Origin of the sequence: Corynebacterium sp. KPL1814, assembly GCF_000478175.1 — a bacterium.
Classification (GTDB): Bacteria; Actinomycetota; Actinomycetes; order Mycobacteriales; family Mycobacteriaceae; genus Corynebacterium.
Genome location: NZ_KI515774.1, coordinates 199841 through 219430, shown reverse-complemented (window position 1 = coordinate 219430; position 19590 = coordinate 199841). Strand labels below are relative to the sequence as shown.

Annotated in this window: 18 protein-coding genes; 7 read left to right on the top strand and 11 right to left on the bottom strand. The window is 58.1% G+C overall.

The window, feature by feature from the left end; translation table 11 throughout:
- Positions 1 to 376 precede the first annotated feature (376 nt).
- Positions 377 to 1429, top strand: coding sequence for a PDR/VanB family oxidoreductase (locus HMPREF1257_RS01060; protein ID WP_023023360.1), 1053 nt, complete (start codon positions 377 to 379; stop codon positions 1427 to 1429).
- 75 nt (positions 1430 to 1504) lie between these two features.
- Here HMPREF1257_RS01060 and HMPREF1257_RS01055 read toward each other — a convergent pair whose 3' ends face one another.
- The 4 genes from HMPREF1257_RS01055 to HMPREF1257_RS01040 all read right to left on the bottom strand — a co-directional run bounded on the left by HMPREF1257_RS01055 (position 1505) and on the right by HMPREF1257_RS01040 (position 6078).
- A complete protein-coding gene (locus tag HMPREF1257_RS01055) occupies positions 1505 to 2428 on the bottom strand; it encodes a DMT family transporter (RefSeq protein ID WP_023023362.1) in 924 nt (307 codons plus the stop codon).
- Positions 2429 to 2573: 145 nt separating this feature from the next.
- Positions 2574 to 3950, bottom strand: a complete 1377-nt coding sequence (gene accC / locus HMPREF1257_RS01050) for an acetyl-CoA carboxylase biotin carboxylase subunit (protein WP_023023364.1) — start codon at positions 3948 to 3950, stop codon at positions 2574 to 2576.
- A 17-nt stretch (positions 3951 to 3967) separates the two neighbouring features.
- The gene (gene accB / locus HMPREF1257_RS01045; RefSeq protein ID WP_023023367.1) at positions 3968 to 4519 is read right to left on the bottom strand and encodes an acetyl-CoA carboxylase biotin carboxyl carrier protein; all 552 of its coding nucleotides are present in this window, start codon (positions 4517 to 4519) and stop codon (positions 3968 to 3970) included.
- 2 nt (positions 4520 to 4521) lie between these two features.
- Complete coding sequence (locus HMPREF1257_RS01040) at positions 4522 to 6078, bottom strand: pyruvate carboxylase (protein WP_005278129.1); 1557 nt, start codon at positions 6076 to 6078, stop codon at positions 4522 to 4524.
- 425 nt (positions 6079 to 6503) lie between these two features.
- On the opposite strand from HMPREF1257_RS01040, the gene HMPREF1257_RS01035 reads away from it, so the two are divergent.
- Entirely contained in the window at positions 6504 to 7850 is a 1347-nt protein-coding gene (locus HMPREF1257_RS01035) for an MFS transporter (protein WP_023023369.1), read from the top strand.
- A 75-nt stretch (positions 7851 to 7925) separates the two neighbouring features.
- Here HMPREF1257_RS01035 and HMPREF1257_RS01030 read toward each other — a convergent pair whose 3' ends face one another.
- Entirely contained in the window at positions 7926 to 8567 is a 642-nt protein-coding gene (locus HMPREF1257_RS01030; protein ID WP_023023371.1) for a 3-oxoacid CoA-transferase subunit B, read from the bottom strand.
- Positions 8567 to 9310 (bottom strand): CoA transferase subunit A, encoded by a 744-nt coding sequence (locus tag HMPREF1257_RS01025; protein ID WP_005278125.1) that lies wholly within the window; start codon positions 9308 to 9310, stop codon positions 8567 to 8569. Before HMPREF1257_RS01025 ends, HMPREF1257_RS01030 begins: the two co-directional genes overlap by 1 nt.
- A 116-nt stretch (positions 9311 to 9426) precedes the next feature.
- On the opposite strand from HMPREF1257_RS01025, the gene HMPREF1257_RS01020 reads away from it, so the two are divergent.
- A complete protein-coding gene (locus HMPREF1257_RS01020) occupies positions 9427 to 10200 on the top strand; it encodes an IclR family transcriptional regulator C-terminal domain-containing protein (protein ID WP_023023374.1) in 774 nt (257 codons plus the stop codon).
- 9 nt (positions 10201 to 10209) lie between these two features.
- The gene (locus tag HMPREF1257_RS01015) at positions 10210 to 11427 is read left to right on the top strand and encodes an acetyl-CoA C-acetyltransferase (RefSeq protein WP_023023376.1); all 1218 of its coding nucleotides are present in this window, start codon (positions 10210 to 10212) and stop codon (positions 11425 to 11427) included.
- Positions 11428 to 11474: 47 nt separating this feature from the next.
- On the opposite strand, the gene HMPREF1257_RS01010 is transcribed toward HMPREF1257_RS01015, so the two are convergent.
- Both HMPREF1257_RS01010 and HMPREF1257_RS12595 read right to left on the bottom strand, forming a co-directional pair.
- Positions 11475 to 12761 carry a phosphatase PAP2 family protein gene (locus HMPREF1257_RS01010; RefSeq protein ID WP_023023378.1) on the bottom strand — a complete coding sequence of 429 codons (1287 nt, stop codon included), beginning with the start codon at positions 12759 to 12761 and terminating at the stop codon, positions 11475 to 11477.
- A 144-nt stretch (positions 12762 to 12905) separates the two neighbouring features.
- Entirely contained in the window at positions 12906 to 13031 is a 126-nt protein-coding gene (locus HMPREF1257_RS12595; RefSeq protein ID WP_255342553.1) for a hypothetical protein, read from the bottom strand.
- Positions 13032 to 13169: 138 nt separating this feature from the next.
- On the opposite strand from HMPREF1257_RS12595, the gene HMPREF1257_RS01005 reads away from it, so the two are divergent.
- The gene (locus HMPREF1257_RS01005) at positions 13170 to 13451 is read left to right on the top strand and encodes a hypothetical protein (protein ID WP_023023385.1); all 282 of its coding nucleotides are present in this window, start codon (positions 13170 to 13172) and stop codon (positions 13449 to 13451) included.
- 53 nt (positions 13452 to 13504) lie between these two features.
- Here the strand turns inward: HMPREF1257_RS01005 and dnaG are convergent, their stop codons facing one another.
- A complete protein-coding gene (gene dnaG / locus HMPREF1257_RS01000) occupies positions 13505 to 15424 on the bottom strand; it encodes a DNA primase (RefSeq protein ID WP_023023387.1) in 1920 nt (639 codons plus the stop codon).
- 225 nt (positions 15425 to 15649) lie between these two features.
- Between dnaG and HMPREF1257_RS00995 the strand changes: the two genes are divergently transcribed.
- Both HMPREF1257_RS00995 and HMPREF1257_RS00990 read left to right on the top strand, forming a co-directional pair.
- Positions 15650 to 16072, top strand: a complete 423-nt coding sequence (locus HMPREF1257_RS00995) for a ribonuclease domain-containing protein (RefSeq protein WP_034659067.1) — start codon at positions 15650 to 15652, stop codon at positions 16070 to 16072.
- A 2-nt stretch (positions 16073 to 16074) separates the two neighbouring features.
- Positions 16075 to 16308, top strand: a complete 234-nt coding sequence (locus HMPREF1257_RS00990; RefSeq protein WP_023023390.1) for a hypothetical protein — start codon at positions 16075 to 16077, stop codon at positions 16306 to 16308.
- A gap of 172 nt (positions 16309 to 16480) precedes the next feature.
- On the opposite strand, the gene HMPREF1257_RS00985 is transcribed toward HMPREF1257_RS00990, so the two are convergent.
- Both HMPREF1257_RS00985 and HMPREF1257_RS00980 read right to left on the bottom strand, forming a co-directional pair.
- On the bottom strand, positions 16481 to 17773 hold the full coding sequence (locus tag HMPREF1257_RS00985; RefSeq protein WP_023023392.1) for a deoxyguanosinetriphosphate triphosphohydrolase: 1293 nt from the start codon (positions 17771 to 17773) through the stop codon (positions 16481 to 16483).
- A gap of 50 nt (positions 17774 to 17823) precedes the next feature.
- Complete coding sequence (locus tag HMPREF1257_RS00980) at positions 17824 to 19587, bottom strand: hypothetical protein (RefSeq protein ID WP_023023394.1); 1764 nt, start codon at positions 19585 to 19587, stop codon at positions 17824 to 17826.
- Positions 19588 to 19590 lie beyond the last annotated feature (3 nt).

Below are 19590 nucleotides of genomic sequence, written 5' to 3'. Positions count from 1 at the left end.
TGCTACACCACACATATTTCCTATCTATGTGGTCTAGTTCACCATTTAGCTGTGTCCGTAAGCTTATAGAGAGATTGCCCTCAACTGCAATGAATTTTTAATCCAATTTTCTGAGAAATTACCGACCGCCAACGCCGCCGCTACACCCGTCTTCACAGGACCTATCCCCTCCTGCGCAAATAGCAAAAATGGCAATCTTGGCAGATTTTGCAAACCTGTTGCCCGCTCACCCCATTTAGGTGTACTAAGCGCACACATGTCCGCTATGCGAACGAATTTGTAACCTGTATCTCTCTTCAGGCTGTACCATGACGTGCATTACATACTGTGAATTGGCAATAAACCACAGCCACGAAAGTGAGGTCTATTCACCCCTATGCCTAGTTCCCCTTCCCAACCCGCACCCCAGCTTGCCGATGCCCCCTCCACCACCGCCACAGTGCAAAACGTCACCGCCGTTGCCGATGACCTTGCGGTCATCGAATTTTCGCTGGACGGTGATGCTCCGCTCGCAGATTACTCCCCCGGCTGCCACGTCGATATCACCCTCCCGGGAGCAAATGGCGAGATGCTTACCCGGCAATACTCGGTTTTTGAGCTGACCGGTTCCTCTTCGCCTGCCGCTGGCCAACAGGAACGGCCAACGTACGGCGTCGCGGTCAAGCGGGAAGAAAACTCCACGGGTGGATCGATTGCGATGCTAAAGCTGCGCAGCGGGGATAGCTTTGAGATCTCGCAGGCGTTTAATAACTTCGAGCTCGTGGCAAACGCTGGCTACTACGTCTTGGTCGGCGCCGGAGTGGGCATTACGCCGATGCTCTCTATGGCCCAATCCCTCGAGCGCGAGAACAAGCCATATATCGTGCTCTTTTTCGCGCGCGATAGCCACCACGCAGTGCTCCTCGAGCAATTGCGCGACACCTGCGGCGATAAGCTCATTGAGGTCTTTGGCCGCCCGCGCGAGAAGCAAGCAGACATCTACCGGCACTTGTTGGGCCAAGCGCCGAAGGAGACGGCCTTTTATGTCTGCGGACCGCAAGGCTTTATGGATTCTGCCAAGGAAGTCGCGCTCGACTACCTGCCCGAGCACGCATTTCACTGGGAGAACTTCCACCCCGATCTAAAAGCACTGTCCGGTGAGAAAAACGCCGGGGCTGGCGACGGGCCATTCGATGTAGAATTTTGCGGCGAGACGGTAGAAATTCCAGAGAATAAGACGGTCCTAGAGGTCCTCGAGGAACTCGATCTGCCCGTAAAATCGCGCTGCTTGGAAGGCACGTGCAGCACCTGCATCATGCGCGTGGTCGACGGCGAACCAGATCACCGCGATTCCGTCTATGACGCGCAAATGTATGCCGATGGTGCTTTCGCGCCGTGCGTCTCCCGCGCATTAAGCCCCAAGCTCACCTTGGAGCGCTGGCGGCAATAAAACCAGCTCTCTTACGCTACTCGGGTGGGGAAGCTGGGCTGGGAAAATTGGGGCATCGGCAAGCGCAGCACTGACCTATAGGGCGCGCACCATAATCACGCCGATGATGACCAAGACTAGGCCGATGATGCGGTGCACCGGCGGCAGGCCGCGCTCGGCATTGCCCCAACCCAGCGATTCGATGACCTGGCCGCAAATGATTGAACCTACTAGCGAGCCGATAACCGTCGTGCCGGTGCCAATCATGGGCGAAAGCGTCGCGCCGCCCACCACAAAGAGCGCGCCGAGCACACCACCAAGCCACATCCACCAGGGCCCGGGTGCGATGCCGCTCAATAAGGCGCGGCGAGGAGCCTTCCACCCCAGGGTTAGCAGGGCCAATAAAATCACGCCAACGCCCAGGGAAATCACGCTGGCGGGCATGGGGCTGTGCAACGCACCTCCCAGGTAGCCGTTAACGGCTGTTTGGGTGGCAGAGCCCATGCCGATGAGCACGCCGAAGACACGCCACAGCCACAGCGAAAGCCCGGTAGCTTGTGCGCGGGTGGTGACGGCACCCCGGCCTATTTCTAATACCAAGGCGATGCCACCCACCACAATGAGGGCACCGAGGACGCGCAGCGGGCCGACCGGCACCAGCGGCGATTCAAAAAGGCCGGTCAGATCATAAATTAGGCCCATCGTCACCTGACCCAAGATGGGAAGAATGACGGTCTCTACGCTGCCGATGCGCGGGAAGAGCAAGATATTTCCCACGATGAAGGCCACGCCCATAAAACCGCCGAGCCATACCCACCACGGTTGCGCGGCCGCCAGCGCCAGGTCCGGTATCGCGTCACCGGTGACTATCAGCGCGAGGATGGCGGAGACGGCAAAGCCGATAATAAAGGAGAAGAACCCGGCAGCGATGGGCGAGCCCACGGACTCGCGCAGACGAGTATTAATGGCCGTTTGCGCCGGCACGATGGCGCCGACCAGCATGGCGGCGATAACCAACATTGTTTTTCCTTCCCCACAGGTTTGGGTCTAAGCAAAGCCTGGGACTAGGCGTGACATAGAGCTATAAATTTAGAGACTTAAAATGCAAAAGAGTGCAGGCCAGCACAAAGCGGAACCTGCACTCTCTCGCTAGAAGGAGCCGGGGTTAGTCATCCGTAGGGATGGAGTCGGTACCTTCCAGCAGCTTGGCAACGTAACCAGTGTTGAACTCGCCGCTGCGGAACTTTTCACTGTCCAACAGCATGGCCTGGAATGGCGCCGTGGTGACAACGCCTTCTACCTGCAGCTCGTCGATGGCGCGCAGCATACGGGTAATGGCCTCATCGCGGTCTTCTGCCCATACGATGAGCTTGCCCACCATGGAGTCATAGAACGGCGGGATGGTGTATCCCGTCTCGATGTGGGTATCCATGCGCACACCGAAGCCACCTGGCACGCGGTAGTGTTCGATCTTGCCCGGCCGCGGCGCGAAGTTCTGGTTCGGATCCTCGGCGTTGATGCGGCACTCGATGGCGTGGCCACGAATCTCCACATCATCCTGGGTGATGGACAGCTTTTGCCCGGAGGCAATGCGCAGCTGCTCCTTGATGAGGTCCACACCGGTGATCATCTCCGTTACGGGGTGCTCCACCTGGATGCGGGTGTTCATCTCGATGAAGTAGAACTTATCCTCGATGTTATCGAAGACGAACTCGATGGTTCCGGCGTTTTTGTACTTCACCTCTTTACACAGGTTAATCGCGGCTTCCTGCATTTCCTGGCGCAGCTCATCAGTCAGCACCGGCGAAGGGCCTTCCTCAATGAGCTTCTGGTTGCGGCGCTGCGAGGTGCAGTCGCGCTCTCCCAGGGCAACGGCATTTTCGCCATCGGCCAGCACCTGAATCTCGATGTGGCGGATATCCGTCAAGAAGCGCTCGATATAGACCGACGGGTCATTGAACGCGGACTCTGCCTCGTTCATGATCTCGTTGAGGTCCTTTTCCAGCGTGTCCTCGGATTCCACGACGCGCATACCGCGTCCACCACCGCCGGCGGCTGCCTTAATCAGCAGCGGGAAGCCGGTCTCGCGGGCAACCTCAAGCGCCTCATCGAATTCGGTGACCACGCCGTCGGAGCCCGGAACGGTAGGAACACCGGCGGACTTAGCGATGCGCTTAGCCGCGATCTTGTCACCCATCAAGCCGATGTGCTCAGCTGAAGGGCCAACAAAGCCGATCTCTTCTTCTTCCACCATGCGGACAAAGTCCGGCTTCTCGGACAAGAAGCCGTAGCCCGGGTGAATGGCATCCGCCTTGTACGCCATGGCTGCGGAGATAACCAGCTCAGGGCTGTTGTAGCTCTTGGAGACATTCGCTGGGCCGATGCATACTGCTTGATCGGCGAGCTTTACCGGCAAGGAGTCCTTATCGCCTTCGGAATAAGTAAGGATGGACTTGATGCCCAATTCCTTGCAGGCGCGAATGATACGAAGCGCAATCTCACCGCGGTTAGCGATGAGCACGCTACCTAATAGATCTGACATATTTTCCTCCAGATCGATTACTTCGGCTGGATGACCATGATGGGCTGACCGTGCTCCACGGCATCCTCGTTATCAACGAGGATTTCCTTCACGGTGCCGGCAACCTTGGACTCGATGTTGTTCATCAGCTTCATGACCTCAACGATGCAGAGCACCTGGCCAACCTCGACCTCGTCGCCCACCTTGACGAACGGATCTGCGCCTGGCTTCGGAGCAGCGTAGAAGGTACCGACCATGGGAGCCTTCACGATCTCGCCCTCTGCGGAAGGCTCACCGGAGCCGGAAGCCTTGGGCTCTTCCTTCGGTGCTTCCTCTTGTGCAGGAGCAGGCTTGGACTCAGGCTCAGCGGCAGGCGCGGAAGCCGGTGCGGCTTCCTGTGCTGGTGTTGTTGCTGGAGCTGCGGCCGGAGCGGCTTCCGGAGCCGGCGCCGGGCGGTTCAGGCCGCCCGGGGTGCGGGACATCGCGAGCTCGACATCGCCGTACTTAATCTGCAGCTCTTGGATGTCATCAGAAAGGTTGGCCCACTTCAGCAGGGACTTCAGGTCGTGCAAGTTGGTGGAATCAGTCATGGTTACTTTTCTCCTTTGGTGAGGTTGATTTCCAAGTCGGAAGTCTTGAGGTGGAAGTCGGTGGTATCGGAAGAGTCGTAGATTTGCTGTACCAGGGAGGTAAGGACGCCGCCCTTGACGCCTTCACCCTCGCCGCCGCGGCCTTCGGCCACAAAGCGCTTCATCTCATCGACCTGGCTGCCGGCGAACATCACGCGCAGCAACAGGGTGTCGATGTCCTCGTCCGGGTGGGCCTTCTTCAGATCCGGCAGAACCGGCTTGAGTTCGGGGATTTCCTCCGTGATTTCGGAGGAACCGTTGGCCATGATCTTCTCCAGCACGTCTGGGTCTAGCGGAGCGAGCGGCTCGCCGTAGTAGCCCAAGGCGTACTTCTTAATCTCGTTCGGGACCACGGAGTAACGGTCACCCGTCATCACGTTCATGACGGCCTGGGTACCCACGAACTGGGCAAACGGCGTAATCATGATGGGGTATGCGAGCTCTTCGCGCACGCGAGCCACCTCGTACAGCAGTTCTTCGAAGCGGTCACCCAACCCAGCGGTTTCCAGCTGGGATTCGAAGTTGGTGAGCATGCCGCCAGGTAGCTGGTGCATGTAGTGCAAGCCATCGAATGCGCGCGGAACGCCAACCGGTTTATCTTCCGTATCGGCGATTTCCTGAATGCGCTCGCTGGCGGAATCGATACGCTCATCGTCGACGTCCACCGTGTAACCCAGCGCGCGAAGGTCGCGCACCACGGCTTGGGTGGCTGGCTGTCCCGGGCCATTGGCCAGCGGAGCGATAGAGGTGTGGATGGAGTCCACGCCCAATTCCGCTGCGTAGAGGTAGGTCAGCGGCGACAGTCCGGTCAGCGAGTGGGTGTGTACTTCGAGCGGTACGTCACCGATGGAGCTGCGGATCGCCGGGATGAGGGTCTTCAAACGGTCCGGAGTCAGCAGGCCGCCGGCGTCCTTCAGCATGATGCGGTCCACATCGGTGCGCTCGAGCAGCTCCGTAGCCTTCCGCTTGTACAAATCATCGGTGTGCACCGGGCTCAAGCAGTAGGACAATGCACCGAAGGTTTCGGCACCGAGTTCCTTGGCCAACTTGAGGCCCTGGTCGATGTTGTCGATGTCATTCAAGCCATCAAAGGAGCCGATCACACGGAAGCCATTGGCGTAGAGGCGCTCGGTCCAGTTCAAGATGGCGTCATCCGGCAGGAAGTCGAAGGAAGCCAGGTTCTTGGAACGAATGAGGGCGCGGAACTTGGTGCCCGGCGCGGCGTTCTCGTGCACGAGGCGAACGCGCTCCCACGGGTCTTCTTTGAGGTAGCGCACGGAGACGTCGAATTGGATGGGCGCTACCAAGTCCACGTGCTCGAAACCAGCGTTGGTGATGTCATCCAATAGCGAAAGGATGTGGCTCGTGGTCATGCGGGTGGCCCAGATGCTCTGGTGCGCATCGCGCAGGGTGGTATCGATGATGTTGATCTTGCGCTCGCTATCGGCTGGGCGTCCGCCCGCGGCCATGATTTCGGCGAGGCCTTCTGTGCTTAGTTCCTCGGGACTAAGAGCAGTCATAAATCCCTCCTTAGGGTGTGGCTCCGGAAAGACTCGGTTGGTTCACAGTGATGGTTCACTTTGGTGGTTCAAGACTCTTCGAAAACCTTCCGTGTCGTGGCTCACACGCTACACCACGCCTAAATCTTCAGTGCCGGAATTACAGCCAGAAATGACCTTTTCCTGCGAATTCCAAGCTCGTTACGGCAAAGAATTTGCCCAAATACCCCTATACGGGGTCACATTGCGCACTACTGTTCACTTAGCGAACGTAAAGTTTTTTCGGTCACCTCCCCTAAAAAGTGGTGGACGACATGCACTTTCTAGCCAGCAACCACATCCACCTCGATGGTGTCGGAATTTGCGTGGCTCACATCGCGAACTAATCGAAGTGTGATGTGCGTAATATCTTCCTCAATATTTCGGACCCATCCCTAGGAGGAACATTGACTTCTACCGCCCCACCGAGCCCCACACCCACCACGCCAAAGGGTGCGACGAAGACAGACCGCAAATCCCTCGCAGCCAGCCTGACCGGCCAAGTCCTTGAATGGTACGAGTGGAGCTCGTACGCGGTCTTCGCCCCGTTCATCGCCGCGGCGATGTTCGACAAGGGCGATACTGCTTCCGCACTGCTTGCCACCTTCGGTGTCTTCGCCGTCGGCTTCTTGGTCCGCCCGCTGGGCGGCATCATCTTTGGCCGCATCGCTGACCAGCGGGGCCGCAAGACCGTCTTAATGACCACCATCATCATGATGGCCAGCGCCTCCGTCCTCATCGGCTTGATGCCCACCTACGAGACCATTGGCATCTGGGCTTCTGTCGGCCTGCTCTTCATCCGCGTGCTGCAGGGCTTTGCACACGGCGGTGAATCTGCAGCCGCCAATAGCTACATTCCCGAAATCGCCCCGAACGCCCACCGCGGCCGCTGGGGTTCCATGGTCTACGTCTCCATCTTCGGCGGCTCGGTCATCGCCTACGTCTTGGGCGGCGGTATTTCGCTGGTCCTGACGGACGAGCAGATTGGCGCATGGGGCTGGCGCATCCCGTTCCTCTTGGGTGCCGTCGCAGCGCTGATCGCGTTGTACCTGCGCCGCCACATGAAGGAATCCGATCACTTCCAGGAGATCGATAGCGCGGAGCCCACCGTTGAGGCCCCGAAGCGCACCAAGAAGTCCGTGAATTCGCAAAAGCCTGCCTCGGTTGTTCGCCCGGCATGGCAGAATATCTTGCTCGTCGTGGGCATGGTCTCCGGCGTTACGGCCGCGCACTACACGTGGACGTCCTATGTTTCCACCTACGCCATTAGCCACGAGGGCATGTCCACCCAGGGTGCTTATTGGGTCACCGTGGCCGCACAGACCGCGGGCCTCATCGCCCTGCCGCTGTGGGGCAGCCTGTCCGATAAGATTGGCCGCAAGCCCGTCATTTATATCTGTGCGATTGGCCTAGCCGTTCTGCAGATCCCGCTAATGAACTTCATCGATGACCGCCCATGGACCCTGCTGGTGGCCTCCACTGTCGGCGTGGTCATCGTCGCCGCCGGCGGCGCGCTGTTGTCCTCCATCATGTCCGAGGTCTTCCCCACCGCTCAGCGCACCCGCAGCATCGGCCTGGCCTACTCGCTGTCCGTCGCCGTCTTTGGCGGTACCGCACCGTATATTTACCAGTGGTTCGTGGCCCACGGCCTTACCTGGGCTTCTGGCTTCTACGTGGTCGCACTGTGCATCCTCACGCTTGTCAGCATGTACATCCTGCCTGAAACCAAGGGCGTGGACCTGCGCGATGTCTAATCCACCCACGTAACGCTAAAATCGCCGCTTCCCAGTCTTTCCCGGGAAGCGGCGATTGTTTACGTCCATAACTAATTAGTCAAGCGCTACCTTAAAGGGCGCGTCCGTAACCTCACGGATGGACTCCTCGGTTTCACCCTCGGCGACCTCGATAAGCGTCAGGCCCTCCAGCTCGTCCACGGTGAATACGGCGCGGTCGGTGATGATGAGATCCACGCAGCGAGCACCGGTTAGCGGCAGCTGACACTCCGCCAGAATCTTGGAATCGCCGTGCTTGGAAACGTGCTGCATCATCACCACGATGCGCTTGGCGCCATGCACTAGATCCATCGCACCGCCCATGCCCTTGACCATCTTGCCGGGAATCATCCAGTTGGCTAGGTCGCCAAATTGGGATACCTCCATGGCACCGAGCACCGCGACGTCGATGGCGCGGGAGCGGATCATGGCAAAGGATTCGGACGAGGAGAAGAAGGATGCGCCAGGGGCTTCGGTAATGGTTTCTTTACCGGCATTGATTAGCTCCGGATCCACCTGGTCCTTTTCAGGGTAGGCGCCAACGCCCAAGATTCCGTTCTCGGAGTGCAGGACCACCTCACGGCCCTCTGGCAGGTAGCCAGGGATGAGCGTCGGCATGCCGATGCCCAGGTTGACGTAGTCACCATTGTCCAGTTCTTGTGCGGCGCGTGCCGCCATTTCTTCGCGTGACCAGGTCATTACTTGCTCACCGTCCTGAATTCGATTCCGGTTTCTTGCTTGCCCACTTCCACTACGCGGTCCACGTAGATGCCGGGCACATCCACCTCTGCGGGCGGAACGGCCTCTACCAGCTGTTCCGCTTGCACGATGGTGATATCGGCAGATTTGGCTGCATCTGGGTTGAAGTTCTGGGCGGTCTTATTAAAAGCGAGATTGCCAAAGCGGTCCGCGCGAGCGGCGTGGACGAAGGCGAAGTCTGGGGTGAGGGCTTCTTCCATAACGTAGAGCTCGCCGTTAAACTCGCGGGTTTCCTTCGGTGCGGAGGTCTCCGCGATGGTGCCGTCGGGATTGTAGCGGGTGGGGATATCGCCATCGGCAAGCGGCGTGCCCACGCCAGCCTTGGTGTAAAAGGCTGGAATGCCCGCGCCACCGGCGCGCATGCGCTCTGCCAAGGTACCCTGCGGGGTGAACTCAACAGTGAGCTCGCCCTCGAGGTACTGACGCGCATATTCCTTATTGGTTCCCAGGTAGGAACCGATGGAGCGGGCGATGCGGTGATCCTTGAGCAGCAGGCCCAAGCCGAAATCATCCGTACCAAGGTTATTGGAAATGATGGTGAGCTCGCTCGCGCCCTGGGAACGCAGCGCAGCAATGAGTTGCGCCGGGATACCCACAAGGCCGAATCCGCCCACCGCGATGGAGGAACCGTCCGGGATATCCGCGACGGCCTCCTCTACTGAGGCTATGACTTTATTCAACATGGGCCTTAGACTACGTGCGGTTCACAGACAGCACAAGGGTTCAGAATGCGAACATTATCGGGTACACTAAAGAGACCTGGGCCACTTAACCCTAAAATTAGCTTGGAGGACACACCGTGGCAGATACCCCCGTAGTGCAATCTCTAGCCCGCGGACTCAACGTCATTCACTCGTTTAATGGCGAACGCCCGCGGCAGACACTGGCCCAGGTTGCCGAGGTCACAGGCTTAGCGCGCGCCACCGCACGCCGCTTTCTACACACGCTTGTCGCAGAAGGTTATGCCCGCACCGATGGCTCAGATTTTTGGCTCACCCCCCGCGTTTTAGAACTGGGCTATTCGTACCTATCGAGCTTGGGACTGCCAGATATTTCCCAACCCCATTTGAGGGAGTTATCCACCAAACTCGATGAGTCCTGCTCCGTCAGCGTGCTCGACCGCGACACCGTGGTCTATATTGCCCGCGCCGCAGCGCACCGCATCATGTCCACCAATATCACCATCGGTACGCGCTTCCCAGCGCACGCTACGTCCATGGGTCAGGTGCTGCTCGCTGATTTAACGCCGGCGGAGCTGGATGAGTATTTCGCCACCACCGCCCCGCTCGAGCAGGTCACCCCGCACACCCTGGTATCCCAGGACGCGCTGCGAGCCCGCCTCGGTGAGGTGCGGCGGCGCGGCTGGGTCATCGTGGATCAAGAGCTAGAAATCGGTCTGCGCTCCATCGCCGTTCCCATCCGGGATCGCACCGGGCGCGCAGTAGCGGCCATCAATATTTCCACCCAGACCTCCGTGTATTCCACCCAAGATCTCACCGCGCAGATCCTCCCAGAGCTCCTCTCTACGTGCGCGGCCATTTCCCACGATCTCACTACCACCGAAATTTCCTAAGGAGAATCCATGCATACCCAAGACGTTGTCCTGTGCTACCCCAAGCGCACCCCAGTCGGCCGCTACGGCGGCGCGCTCAAATCCGTCGCCGTCCAGGATCTAGCCAGCTTGGTGGTATCTACCATCGTGGAAGAATCCGGCATCGATCCGAACGCCATCGATGACATTATCCTCGGCCAAGCCTCCCCCAACGGCGCTGCGCCTGCCCTCGGCCGCGTCGCCGCACTCGATGCCGGCCTGCCCGTCTCCGTGACCGGCATGCAGCTCGACCGTCGCTGCGGCTCCGGCCTGCAAGCCATCGTCACCGCCGCCGCCCACGTCGCCACCGGCGCAGCCGAGGTAGTCATCGCCGGCGGTGCCGAATCCATGTCGCGCACCGAGTACACCGTGGACGGCGACATTCGGTGGGGCGCGAAGGGCGGCAACATGGTCTTTCGCGATCGCCTCCAAGAGGCCCGCGAAACCGCCGGTGGTAAAAACCACCCCATCCCCAGCGGCATGATCGAAACCGCCGAGAACCTCCGCCGCGAGCGTTCCCTGTCGCGCGAAGACCAAGATGAGCTTGCGGTGCGTTCCCACCACAACGCTGCCCGCGCGCAAGAGCAGGCGCTTTTCGATGCCGAAATCGTCCCTGTCTCCGTCCCCCAGCGCAAGGGGGATCCCATCATCGTGGACAAGGATGAACACGTGCGCGCTGATTCCAGCGTGGAAAAACTGTCCAAACTCCGCCCAGTGATGGGCAAGCAGGATGACGAGGCCACAGTGACCGCAGGTAACGCCTCCGGCCAGAACGACGGCGCCGCCGCCGTGCTCGTGACCACCCGTGAAAAGGCTGACGAGCTCGGTCTCGAACCGATGGTGGTCTTGAAGGGCTGGGCGCTTGCCGGCGTAGAACCAGAGCGCATGGGCATCGCACCAGTTGAGGCAACCCGCAAGGTCATGGACCGCCTCGATCTCACCTTCGATGACCTCGACCTCATCGAGCTCAATGAGGCCTTTGCCGCCCAAGCCCTCGCGGTACTAGATCAGTGGGGCATTTCCCCCGAAGATTCTCGCTTGAACCCCAATGGCTCCGGCATCTCGCTGGGCCACCCAGTGGGAGCGACCGGTGCCCGCATCGTGGTTACCGCCGCGCACCACCTGCGCCGCACCGGCGGCAAGCGCGCGCTGGTTACGATGTGCATCGGCGGCGGCCAGGGCCTTGCCGCCATAATCGAAACCGCCTAGTCCTCGCAATGAGGGCCTAGGCGGTATCGAGGGGGCGGGCGACCAAGCTAGCCTTGGACGCTCACGCTGCCATCTGCATTAACGTTTACTTGCGCCGCCATGGCACGGGCAACGTTAAGCCGCTGCCAGGAGCCGTCCTTGCCTTGCCAATCCAATGGATTGCCGGCAGGGCGTGCGGTCTGGCGTAGCACCTCGGCGCGCTGTTCCGGAGTCAGGTCCGGGTGGGAAGCGGCGAGCAGTACCGGGGCGGCCTGCGGCACAACCATCGGCGCGTCCGTCGGATTGCTTGGAGTGAAATCGTAATCCAAGAAATCCGTGTATTCGTCTACAGCATCTGCGGTGGACCGGTATTCTTTGCCATCGGCCTTATCCTGTGCGACGAGTTCTTCTACAGATTTGCCCGTACGCCACTGAATCTCTTCACGAATTTCCTGCGCAGCCTGCTGCAATGCATCGCGCATGCGGTCATCGTTCAAGCGATCCGCCGCCGCAGCTTGACCGGTCATGCGTCCGCCAATGACGTCCAATGGGTAGTGCACACCCAGTACGACGCGGTGGTTTCCTGCTTCGGCGCCGCGCAGCATTAGTTGCGGGCCTACCTCCGGAAGCATAGAAGCCATCAAAGTGGTGATCCACGTTGCCTGGTTAGTGTGCCCAGAAGGGAAAGCTGGCGAGGTGGAATAGAGATCCTTCGACTCGTCTTCGTAGCGGTTAATAGCATCAGGTGCCTGCACGAATGGGCGGTCATAACGGAAATAGTACTTTTCTGCGAAGGTGGAGCTAGCCAGCCCACCAGCACGGGCGGCGTAGCCATTGCCCAGCAGGTACTGAGTCTTTGGCAGTCGATGCTCTGCCAAGGCCTCGCGGAATGCGCCGCCTAGGCTCTCGCCCATGGAGTCAGAAATGGCCTCGAGCATCCCACCGGAGCTTGCCTTGGCATCGGATTGCGCACGGGTGATCAGCTCAGGGTCATCAGCAGCCGCATTGTTAATGGCCACTACCTGATCCATGTTTTCTTCAAGGACCTCAGGCTGGTGCTTAATCTGGTCAAACCCGCGGACAACCTGCCAATAGTTGCCAAATTGGTAGGACGAAATATCGGATTCAAAGCCTGCCAGGTAGTCCACACCAAAGGGCTGAGGAACCGGCGCGCCTGGGTGCTGCACTGGAGAGGGGCCGATACTGGATCCACTGCTAGATCCCTGTACCTGCGGCACCTTGGACGAAAGCTCACCCGCCTGCGCAGCGGGTGCAAAGGAAGCAACAGTGAAGCTGGCGGCCGCTCCGAGAGCAAGTACTCGACGCGAAACACCACGATTGAAAATACGGGTCATATAACGCAACTTTCAGCTAGAAGTGATTTCCTCTGCACACTAACCAGCTAACGTTAAGGAAATATGAACTGCGCGCTAACCTTTCTCAGCGCTTTTTTAAACAAATAGTTATATGACCGCTCAAGCTAATCGATGCCTCCCTGCCTACTCCACCCAGAACCGTGTTTCCTCGGACGGTTCGGCACCAGGCGCGGATAAGCCCGCCGTGGCGAGTGCGGCAAATGCCACCGCGGCGGCCATGGCCGAATCTCGCTGCTGATGAAGAATCATTAACTCAACCTAGCGCGAATGGGCGCCGATGAAAACAGGAAGGCACTTCCAGCGGGCAGTTTCGGCGCGAAACCGTACATACGCGGTAAGCTAGAGAGGAACTTTTGCTCGCATAGGATAAAGGGGAATTAGTCAGTAATGATCCAATTCGTCTTCGGCGCCGCCGCAGGGTACGTATTTGGCACCAAAGCGGGCCGCAAGCGCTACCACCAAATGAAAAGCGCCTACCAAAAGACCGTCAACTCCCCCGCCACCAAATCCGCGGTGCGCTCCGCGCGCAAGATGGTAGCCAACCGCCTGGATCCCGAGCCACGCATGCGCGAAATCCACGACCTTTCCGAAAAGCGCCGTGGCAAAGGCAAGGCTCGCGGGAACCAGGCTCCACAGGCAGACCGGATTTATGAGCCCGATGAGGATTAAAACCCTTCCCCGTGCAGCACCTGAACTAGCGCTCGAGTGCCTGCCCGGGGATTTTATATACCTGGCGTTCCGCGAAAGGCGCGGTCATTTAGCTCGCGGCGGGCCTGCTCCAAGGCAATGAGGTCCGCGAACAGGGAGTTATAGCCGGCCTCATCATCGGTAGGCCGCATCCGGCCCAACTGGGCTTTCAGCTGTGCAATCTGATCGCCCACGACGGTTTCCTGCAGCCGCGAGAGCACGGAATCCGCATATTTTTCCGCGCCCACGTCCGTGGGCAGGATAGTCTCGACTGCCAGCTCGGAGACGAAATTCCTTCCCGTAAGATCCTGCATTTCCCCGGCAACGGCGGCAATCCAATCCACCCCGGACATAGTGGCGCCCTTGTCTGCCCCGCCCACGGCGGAAATCGCCTGCCGGACAATGCGGTAGGCGTCGTTGGTATAGGCATCGGCAGTAATGCCATCAAAGTACGAGCCAACGACCTCCGGCATCTGCAAGGCCAACTTTAGCGCCTCCCGCTGCGGCCACAGATGGGTCTCCTTCGGGCTGGGCGGATGGATCATGGGCACATCCTGCTGCGCCGGCTGCGGCTGTGCATTATCAAAGCGGCGTATCGTCGGCTTATCCGCCTTCTTCGGTTTCTTCGCCTCCGCGCGCACTTGGCGGAGCACCTCTTCCGGATCGTTCCAGCCCACCCAGCCGGCAAGCCGGCGGGCGTACTCGCGCTGCAGGGGCTGGTCCCGGATTTGCGCGACGATGGGCACCGCCCGCCGCAAAGCCTGCAAGCGGCCTTCGGCAGTATCAATCCGGAAATCAGCAATAACTGACTGAATGACGAATTCAAACATGGGGATGCGGTCTGCCACCAGATCGCGCACCGCGGCATCGCCCTTTTCAAGGCGCAGATCGCACGGGTCCATGCCGTCTGGCGCCACAGAGACGAAGGATTGTCCGGTAAATTTCTGCTCCCCGTCAAAGGCACGCATCGCGGCCTTCTGTCCCGCTTCATCACCATCGAAGGTGTAGATGAGCTCGCCGTGGAAATAAGAATCATCCAGCATGAGCCGACGCAGCACCTGCAAGTGCTCCCCACCAAAGGCCGTACCGCACGAGGCCACGGCAGTTTTAATGCCTGCCGCGTACATGGCCATCACATCCGTATAGCCTTCCACCACCACGGCCTGGTGTCCTTCTGCAATATTGCGCTTGGCCAAATCCAGCCCAAAGAGCACCTTGGACTTGTGATAAAGCATGGTCTCGGGCGTATTCATGTACTTGCCCAGCTTGTCATCATCAAAGAGCTTGCGCGCACCAAAGCCAATGACGTTGCCGGAAAGATCCTTAATGGGCCACAGCAACCGGCGGTGAAAACGGTCAATGGGTCCGCGCTTGCCCATCTTGGAAATGCCGGCCGCCTCTAGTTCTTCAAAGGAAAAGCCCATGCGCAATAGGTGCTTTGTGGCGGTGTCCCAACCTTCTGGGGCGTACCCGCACTCGAAATCATAAATAACCTCGCGGCTAAACCCGCGGTCCAGCAAAAAATTGCGCGCCGTTGCCGCCTCTGGGGTTTCCAGCTGCTTCCGGTAGAACTCGTGCACCGCTTTATTCGCAGCGATGAGCCGCTGCCGAGTACCCGGCTTCTCATTGCGCGCACCGGTCGAGCCGCCCTGGTAATTAATGTGGTAGCCGATCTTCTGCGCTACGGCTTCCACGGCCTCCGGAAAAGAGACCTGTTCCATTTCCATTAGGAAGCTGAATACATCGCCGCCTTTACCGGTGGAAAAGCAGTGATAGTATCCCCGCTGCGGGCGGACGTGGAAGGACGGCGTCTTTTCATCCTTGAAAGGGCTCAGGCCCTTCAAAGAATCATGCCCTGCTGGTTTGAGCTGCACATATTCGCCTACGATTTCTTCTAAAGGCGCGCGTTCACGGATAGCTTGGATATCACTGTCCGGAATTCTGCCCTTTGCCATGGCTACAGACTACCCCGCCCATTTATCGAATGCTCAACCGCCAAAGCCAGGATGGTCGCATTAGGTTGTCCCGATCAACAAGTACACAGAATCACCGTGTTTTACCCACATGTGGGGCAGCCTTTCGCCAGGTATTCCCACCCCCGGGACGGGGCAATTTTGGATATTGCTCTTGACGCAGTGGACGTTTATGTTTTCGAGATATTTCCTGCAACAATAGAGAGCATGTCCAAGTCCAAAGCGTCTAAGAAATCGCTTCCAGTGGCCCTTGGTGGACTCGCCATCGTCGCAGGCGCTAGTTATTTCGGCTTCGACCTCGGCGGTGATGAGGATGCAACGTCGACGGATGAGACCTGCGCAATTTCTTCCCTTCCCAGCGAGGCCGAAGAAACTGCAGACGATATTCTGGCCGGCGGCCCTTATGACTACCCCGACAAAGACAATTCCCATTTTGGCAATTATGAAGGCGTCCTCCCCCAGCAGGCGCAGGACTATTACCGCGAGTACACGGTAGAAACCCCTGGCAGTAATCATCGCGGATCGAGGCGCATCGTCACCGGCGGTGGCACCGAAACCGACCCCGATGTGTGGTACTACACCGATGACCATTACCAAACATTCTGTTCTATCCCGGACGCAGAGGATTAATAGTGCACCGCATTTTAATTACGGAACCCATCCGTACCCGTACGGATTTCTTCAATGCCTTAGGACGCACCCATGGATGTGTGGATTGTGGCCCGCGCAGCCTAGAAGATCTAGCTAAATTCCTGCGCGAGAATGAAGTATCCACCATCGTGGCTGCCAACATGGAAATGGAATTGGATGACTTCGCGGCCATCGCCGCCGTTGTCCACGATGAAGGCGTTAGGCTCGCGCGCTAATAGCTAGTCCGCAGATACTGACATTCCGCGATGCTATAGGTCCACTGCAATAACTGAGCATTGCGCGCCCTCAAGTATCACTTTTCCGCCTCAAAAATAGCAGCGGAGGTTGCACTTTTAGAGAAAGACCGCGGCCAAGCCCCTCAAAAGGGCAACCAAGCCTGCAAAGCTATTAGTCCAAGAACCCCGAAAGGTCAGCGCTCCGGCGGGCCAGCCGCTCGAGGCGGGATTCGGTCATGGAAGCGATCTGATCAATGATGGCGCGGTCGCGAGCGGCGTCGGTATCGGCCTGCTCCCACCACAGGCGGAAGGTGGCATCGAGCGAACCGGGCGCACCGGCAACGAGGTAATCGTAGACGCGGTAGATGCGCTCGCGCTGGCGGTCTTGGCGCGCTAGGTGCGCCGGTTCGTCCATTACGTAAAGCACAGCAATCGTCTTTAAGAGCTTGACCTCTGCCTGCGCCAAGGGCGGAACGCGCAGGTCACCGTGCATGCGGCCGAGCGTATTGGCGCTGATGAGCGCAGCATTCGCCTCCGAGGTTGTGCCAATAGTGGCACCCACATAGCGTCCCACCAGCTCAGAGGTCATCTTTTTCAGCTTGGCATAATCGCGCAGGGTGTAGTCGAAATTGCCAAGGGCGTTGATGACATCGAGATTGCGCAGGCTATCGGCGGCTTCCAAGAGTTCATCGGCAGTTCCGCCAAAGGCCTCGGCGCCCTTTTCTGCAAGGTGGGCTAGCTCCACCAAATCCCACAACACGTTCAAGGAAATGCGCTGGGAGATGATGCCGTCTTCCACGTCGTGCACGGAATAAGCAATGTCATCGGACCAGTCCATGACCTGGGCCTCGATGCACTTTCGGTTATCGGTGTGGCCCTCGCGCAACCACGTTAAAAGGTCCGAGTCCTCATCATAAGCGCCGTATTTCCGGTTGATGGTGCCATCCGGATTGGTCTTGGTCCAAGGATATTTGCACGCGCCATCGAGCGCAGCGCGGGTGAGATTGAGGCCAAAGCTGTGGGCGGTGCCATCGGCGTCCTCGACGAGGACTTTGGGCTCTAAGCGGGTCAAGATGCGCAGCGTTTGCGCATTTCCCTCGAAACCGCCTTGCGCGACCTCATTGAGCGCATTTTCGCCGTTGTGACCATAGGGCGGGTGGCCAATATCGTGGGTGAGCCCGGCCATGTCACAGAGATCCGGATCGAGGCCGAGGCCGGCGCCGATGCCACGGGCAATCTGGCCAACCTCGAGCGAGTGGGTAAGCCGCGTGCGCGGGGTATCGCCATCGCGTGGGCCTACGACCTGGGTTTTATCCGCCAATCGCCGCAGCGCAGCCGAGTGCAAGACGCGGGCACGGTCGCGGGAGAATACCCCGCGGTGTTCTTCGATATCGCTAATCGTGGATCCCTTGGGCCGTTCTTCGGCCAGCCGGGCAAAATCAGCTGCAGCATAAGAATAAGACACGCTCTAAGTTTATTCTGTGAACTGGCCTTTTGGGGCAGCAACGTGGCTGCTTAGCTCTTTGTACCTTGCGGACCTTTCACGAAATTACCGCCGATCGAAGCCAAGCCGACGACCACAACTAAGAAAAAGATGAGCCCAATAGGAACAGCGGGGAAATGTAGCACAAGCTTTTGCGCAATATTGTAGTTCATGTACAGACTCAAAAGTCCGGCTGATCCTAGCGATAAAACTACTGCAAAGGCAGACGGCAGACAGTTAGCAAGTATCCTATTGCGGTGTGCTTCTGCGGCTGAAACTCCTTGCTGCCAAGCGATGGTAACGAAGCGGATGAGCCGACCTTGCTGTGCCAAGGCGAGTCCGAAAATGAGAACCGCTCCCCCAACAATCACATAAGCGAACAGAGGGATAAACTCGCTAGTACCTGTACCATTCGGACCGTAAAACAATGTCGAAGGTAAGTTCTCGGCCCATTGATTAGCGCCTATAACGTGCAATGCCCCGAAATCCCGCAGCTCTACTTCCTTCGAGAATACAGCTACAGAGTAGGCTGCACCTTCTTCTTCGGCCCTTTCCCACGCAGGATCCTCCCGAGAATTAAAGGTTTGATCCCATGGCCGCATCCAAGTCTGATCAAACGGCGATCTAGGTTCCCGCTCGGTTACCGTTGGGTTTCTCACCAACGAGCCGACCGTTCCTTCCCGATCTTCCACTAAAGCAAAGACCGCGCCTTCTTCTGGGGTGGAAGGCTGAAGTCCGTTTGGGCCCTCGACAGCAGGCACCCAGCTAAGAACACCTAAGCAGTCTTCCGAGTGGGTCCGGCAAGCATTCTCAGCGTTAACCGAGCTAGAAGTGTCGCCTTCCTCCGGCGTCGCGACGTACACATCCTTAGCGTTGTCTGCTAATGCTTCTCTAGCGGAGAAAAGTGCAGAATCATTCGCAATAAAAAGAATGATTGGAAACATGACAAAGATACAAGAAACCCGCAATACGGTAGTAGCAATAAAGGACCGTGTGTACCGGACTCCCAAAAGCAGAGGACTCCATCTCCTGAGCTTAAGGGCAAAAAATTCGACAAGATAGAGGACAACAGCGTAAATAAATACAGAAGCCGCACTCACCAAAAACGGAACGCAATATACAAAGATCAATGGCCACCTACTTGCAGGTGTCGCCTGAGGAATTAATCCAAGTCCTCCAAGTAGCACGGCAAAAGCCACTATACCCAGCGGATAGCGAAGAAGCTGTGCAGCTCGTGGGCTTCGTGGTATTGAATCCCTACTAGTCGGGCCCCGACTCAAATTCTCCAAAACCTTCGTTTCCTGTTGAAAGGGAACAAAGCTCAGGACTGTGAGTATGCACCACGAAATTGGCGCAATTAGCAACGGTGAAGGAAGTCCTTTGGGAAGCTCAACGCCAAAGCCCGAATACAAAAAGAGAAAGATTGGTTTCATCAACACGGGAACAAGAAAAGCGCTGATAATAGCAAAGCACGCATACGCCGTAAGTAATTCGAGAAATAATTCTCGCCGAATTCGCTTTAGCGACAGTCCAAATAGACGAAGAGCTTCATAGTGGTGGCGCCTCCCTTCCACCACATGCCTTATGCAGTATTTGAGAGCTAGGGCAAAGGGAACAGTGGAGATAATAGCTGAATACATCAGCCCCATTGACATAGATTCAGCTACCTCTTCCGCAGCTATAGTCGAGATCAACAGGCTCACGAAGAACATAAGTACAAGCGCCGTTGTGAGCAATGGAATACTTTCCGCGAAAGTGTCTTTGCGTATCCTAGATTCGACCGCGCGAAAGTTCATTAG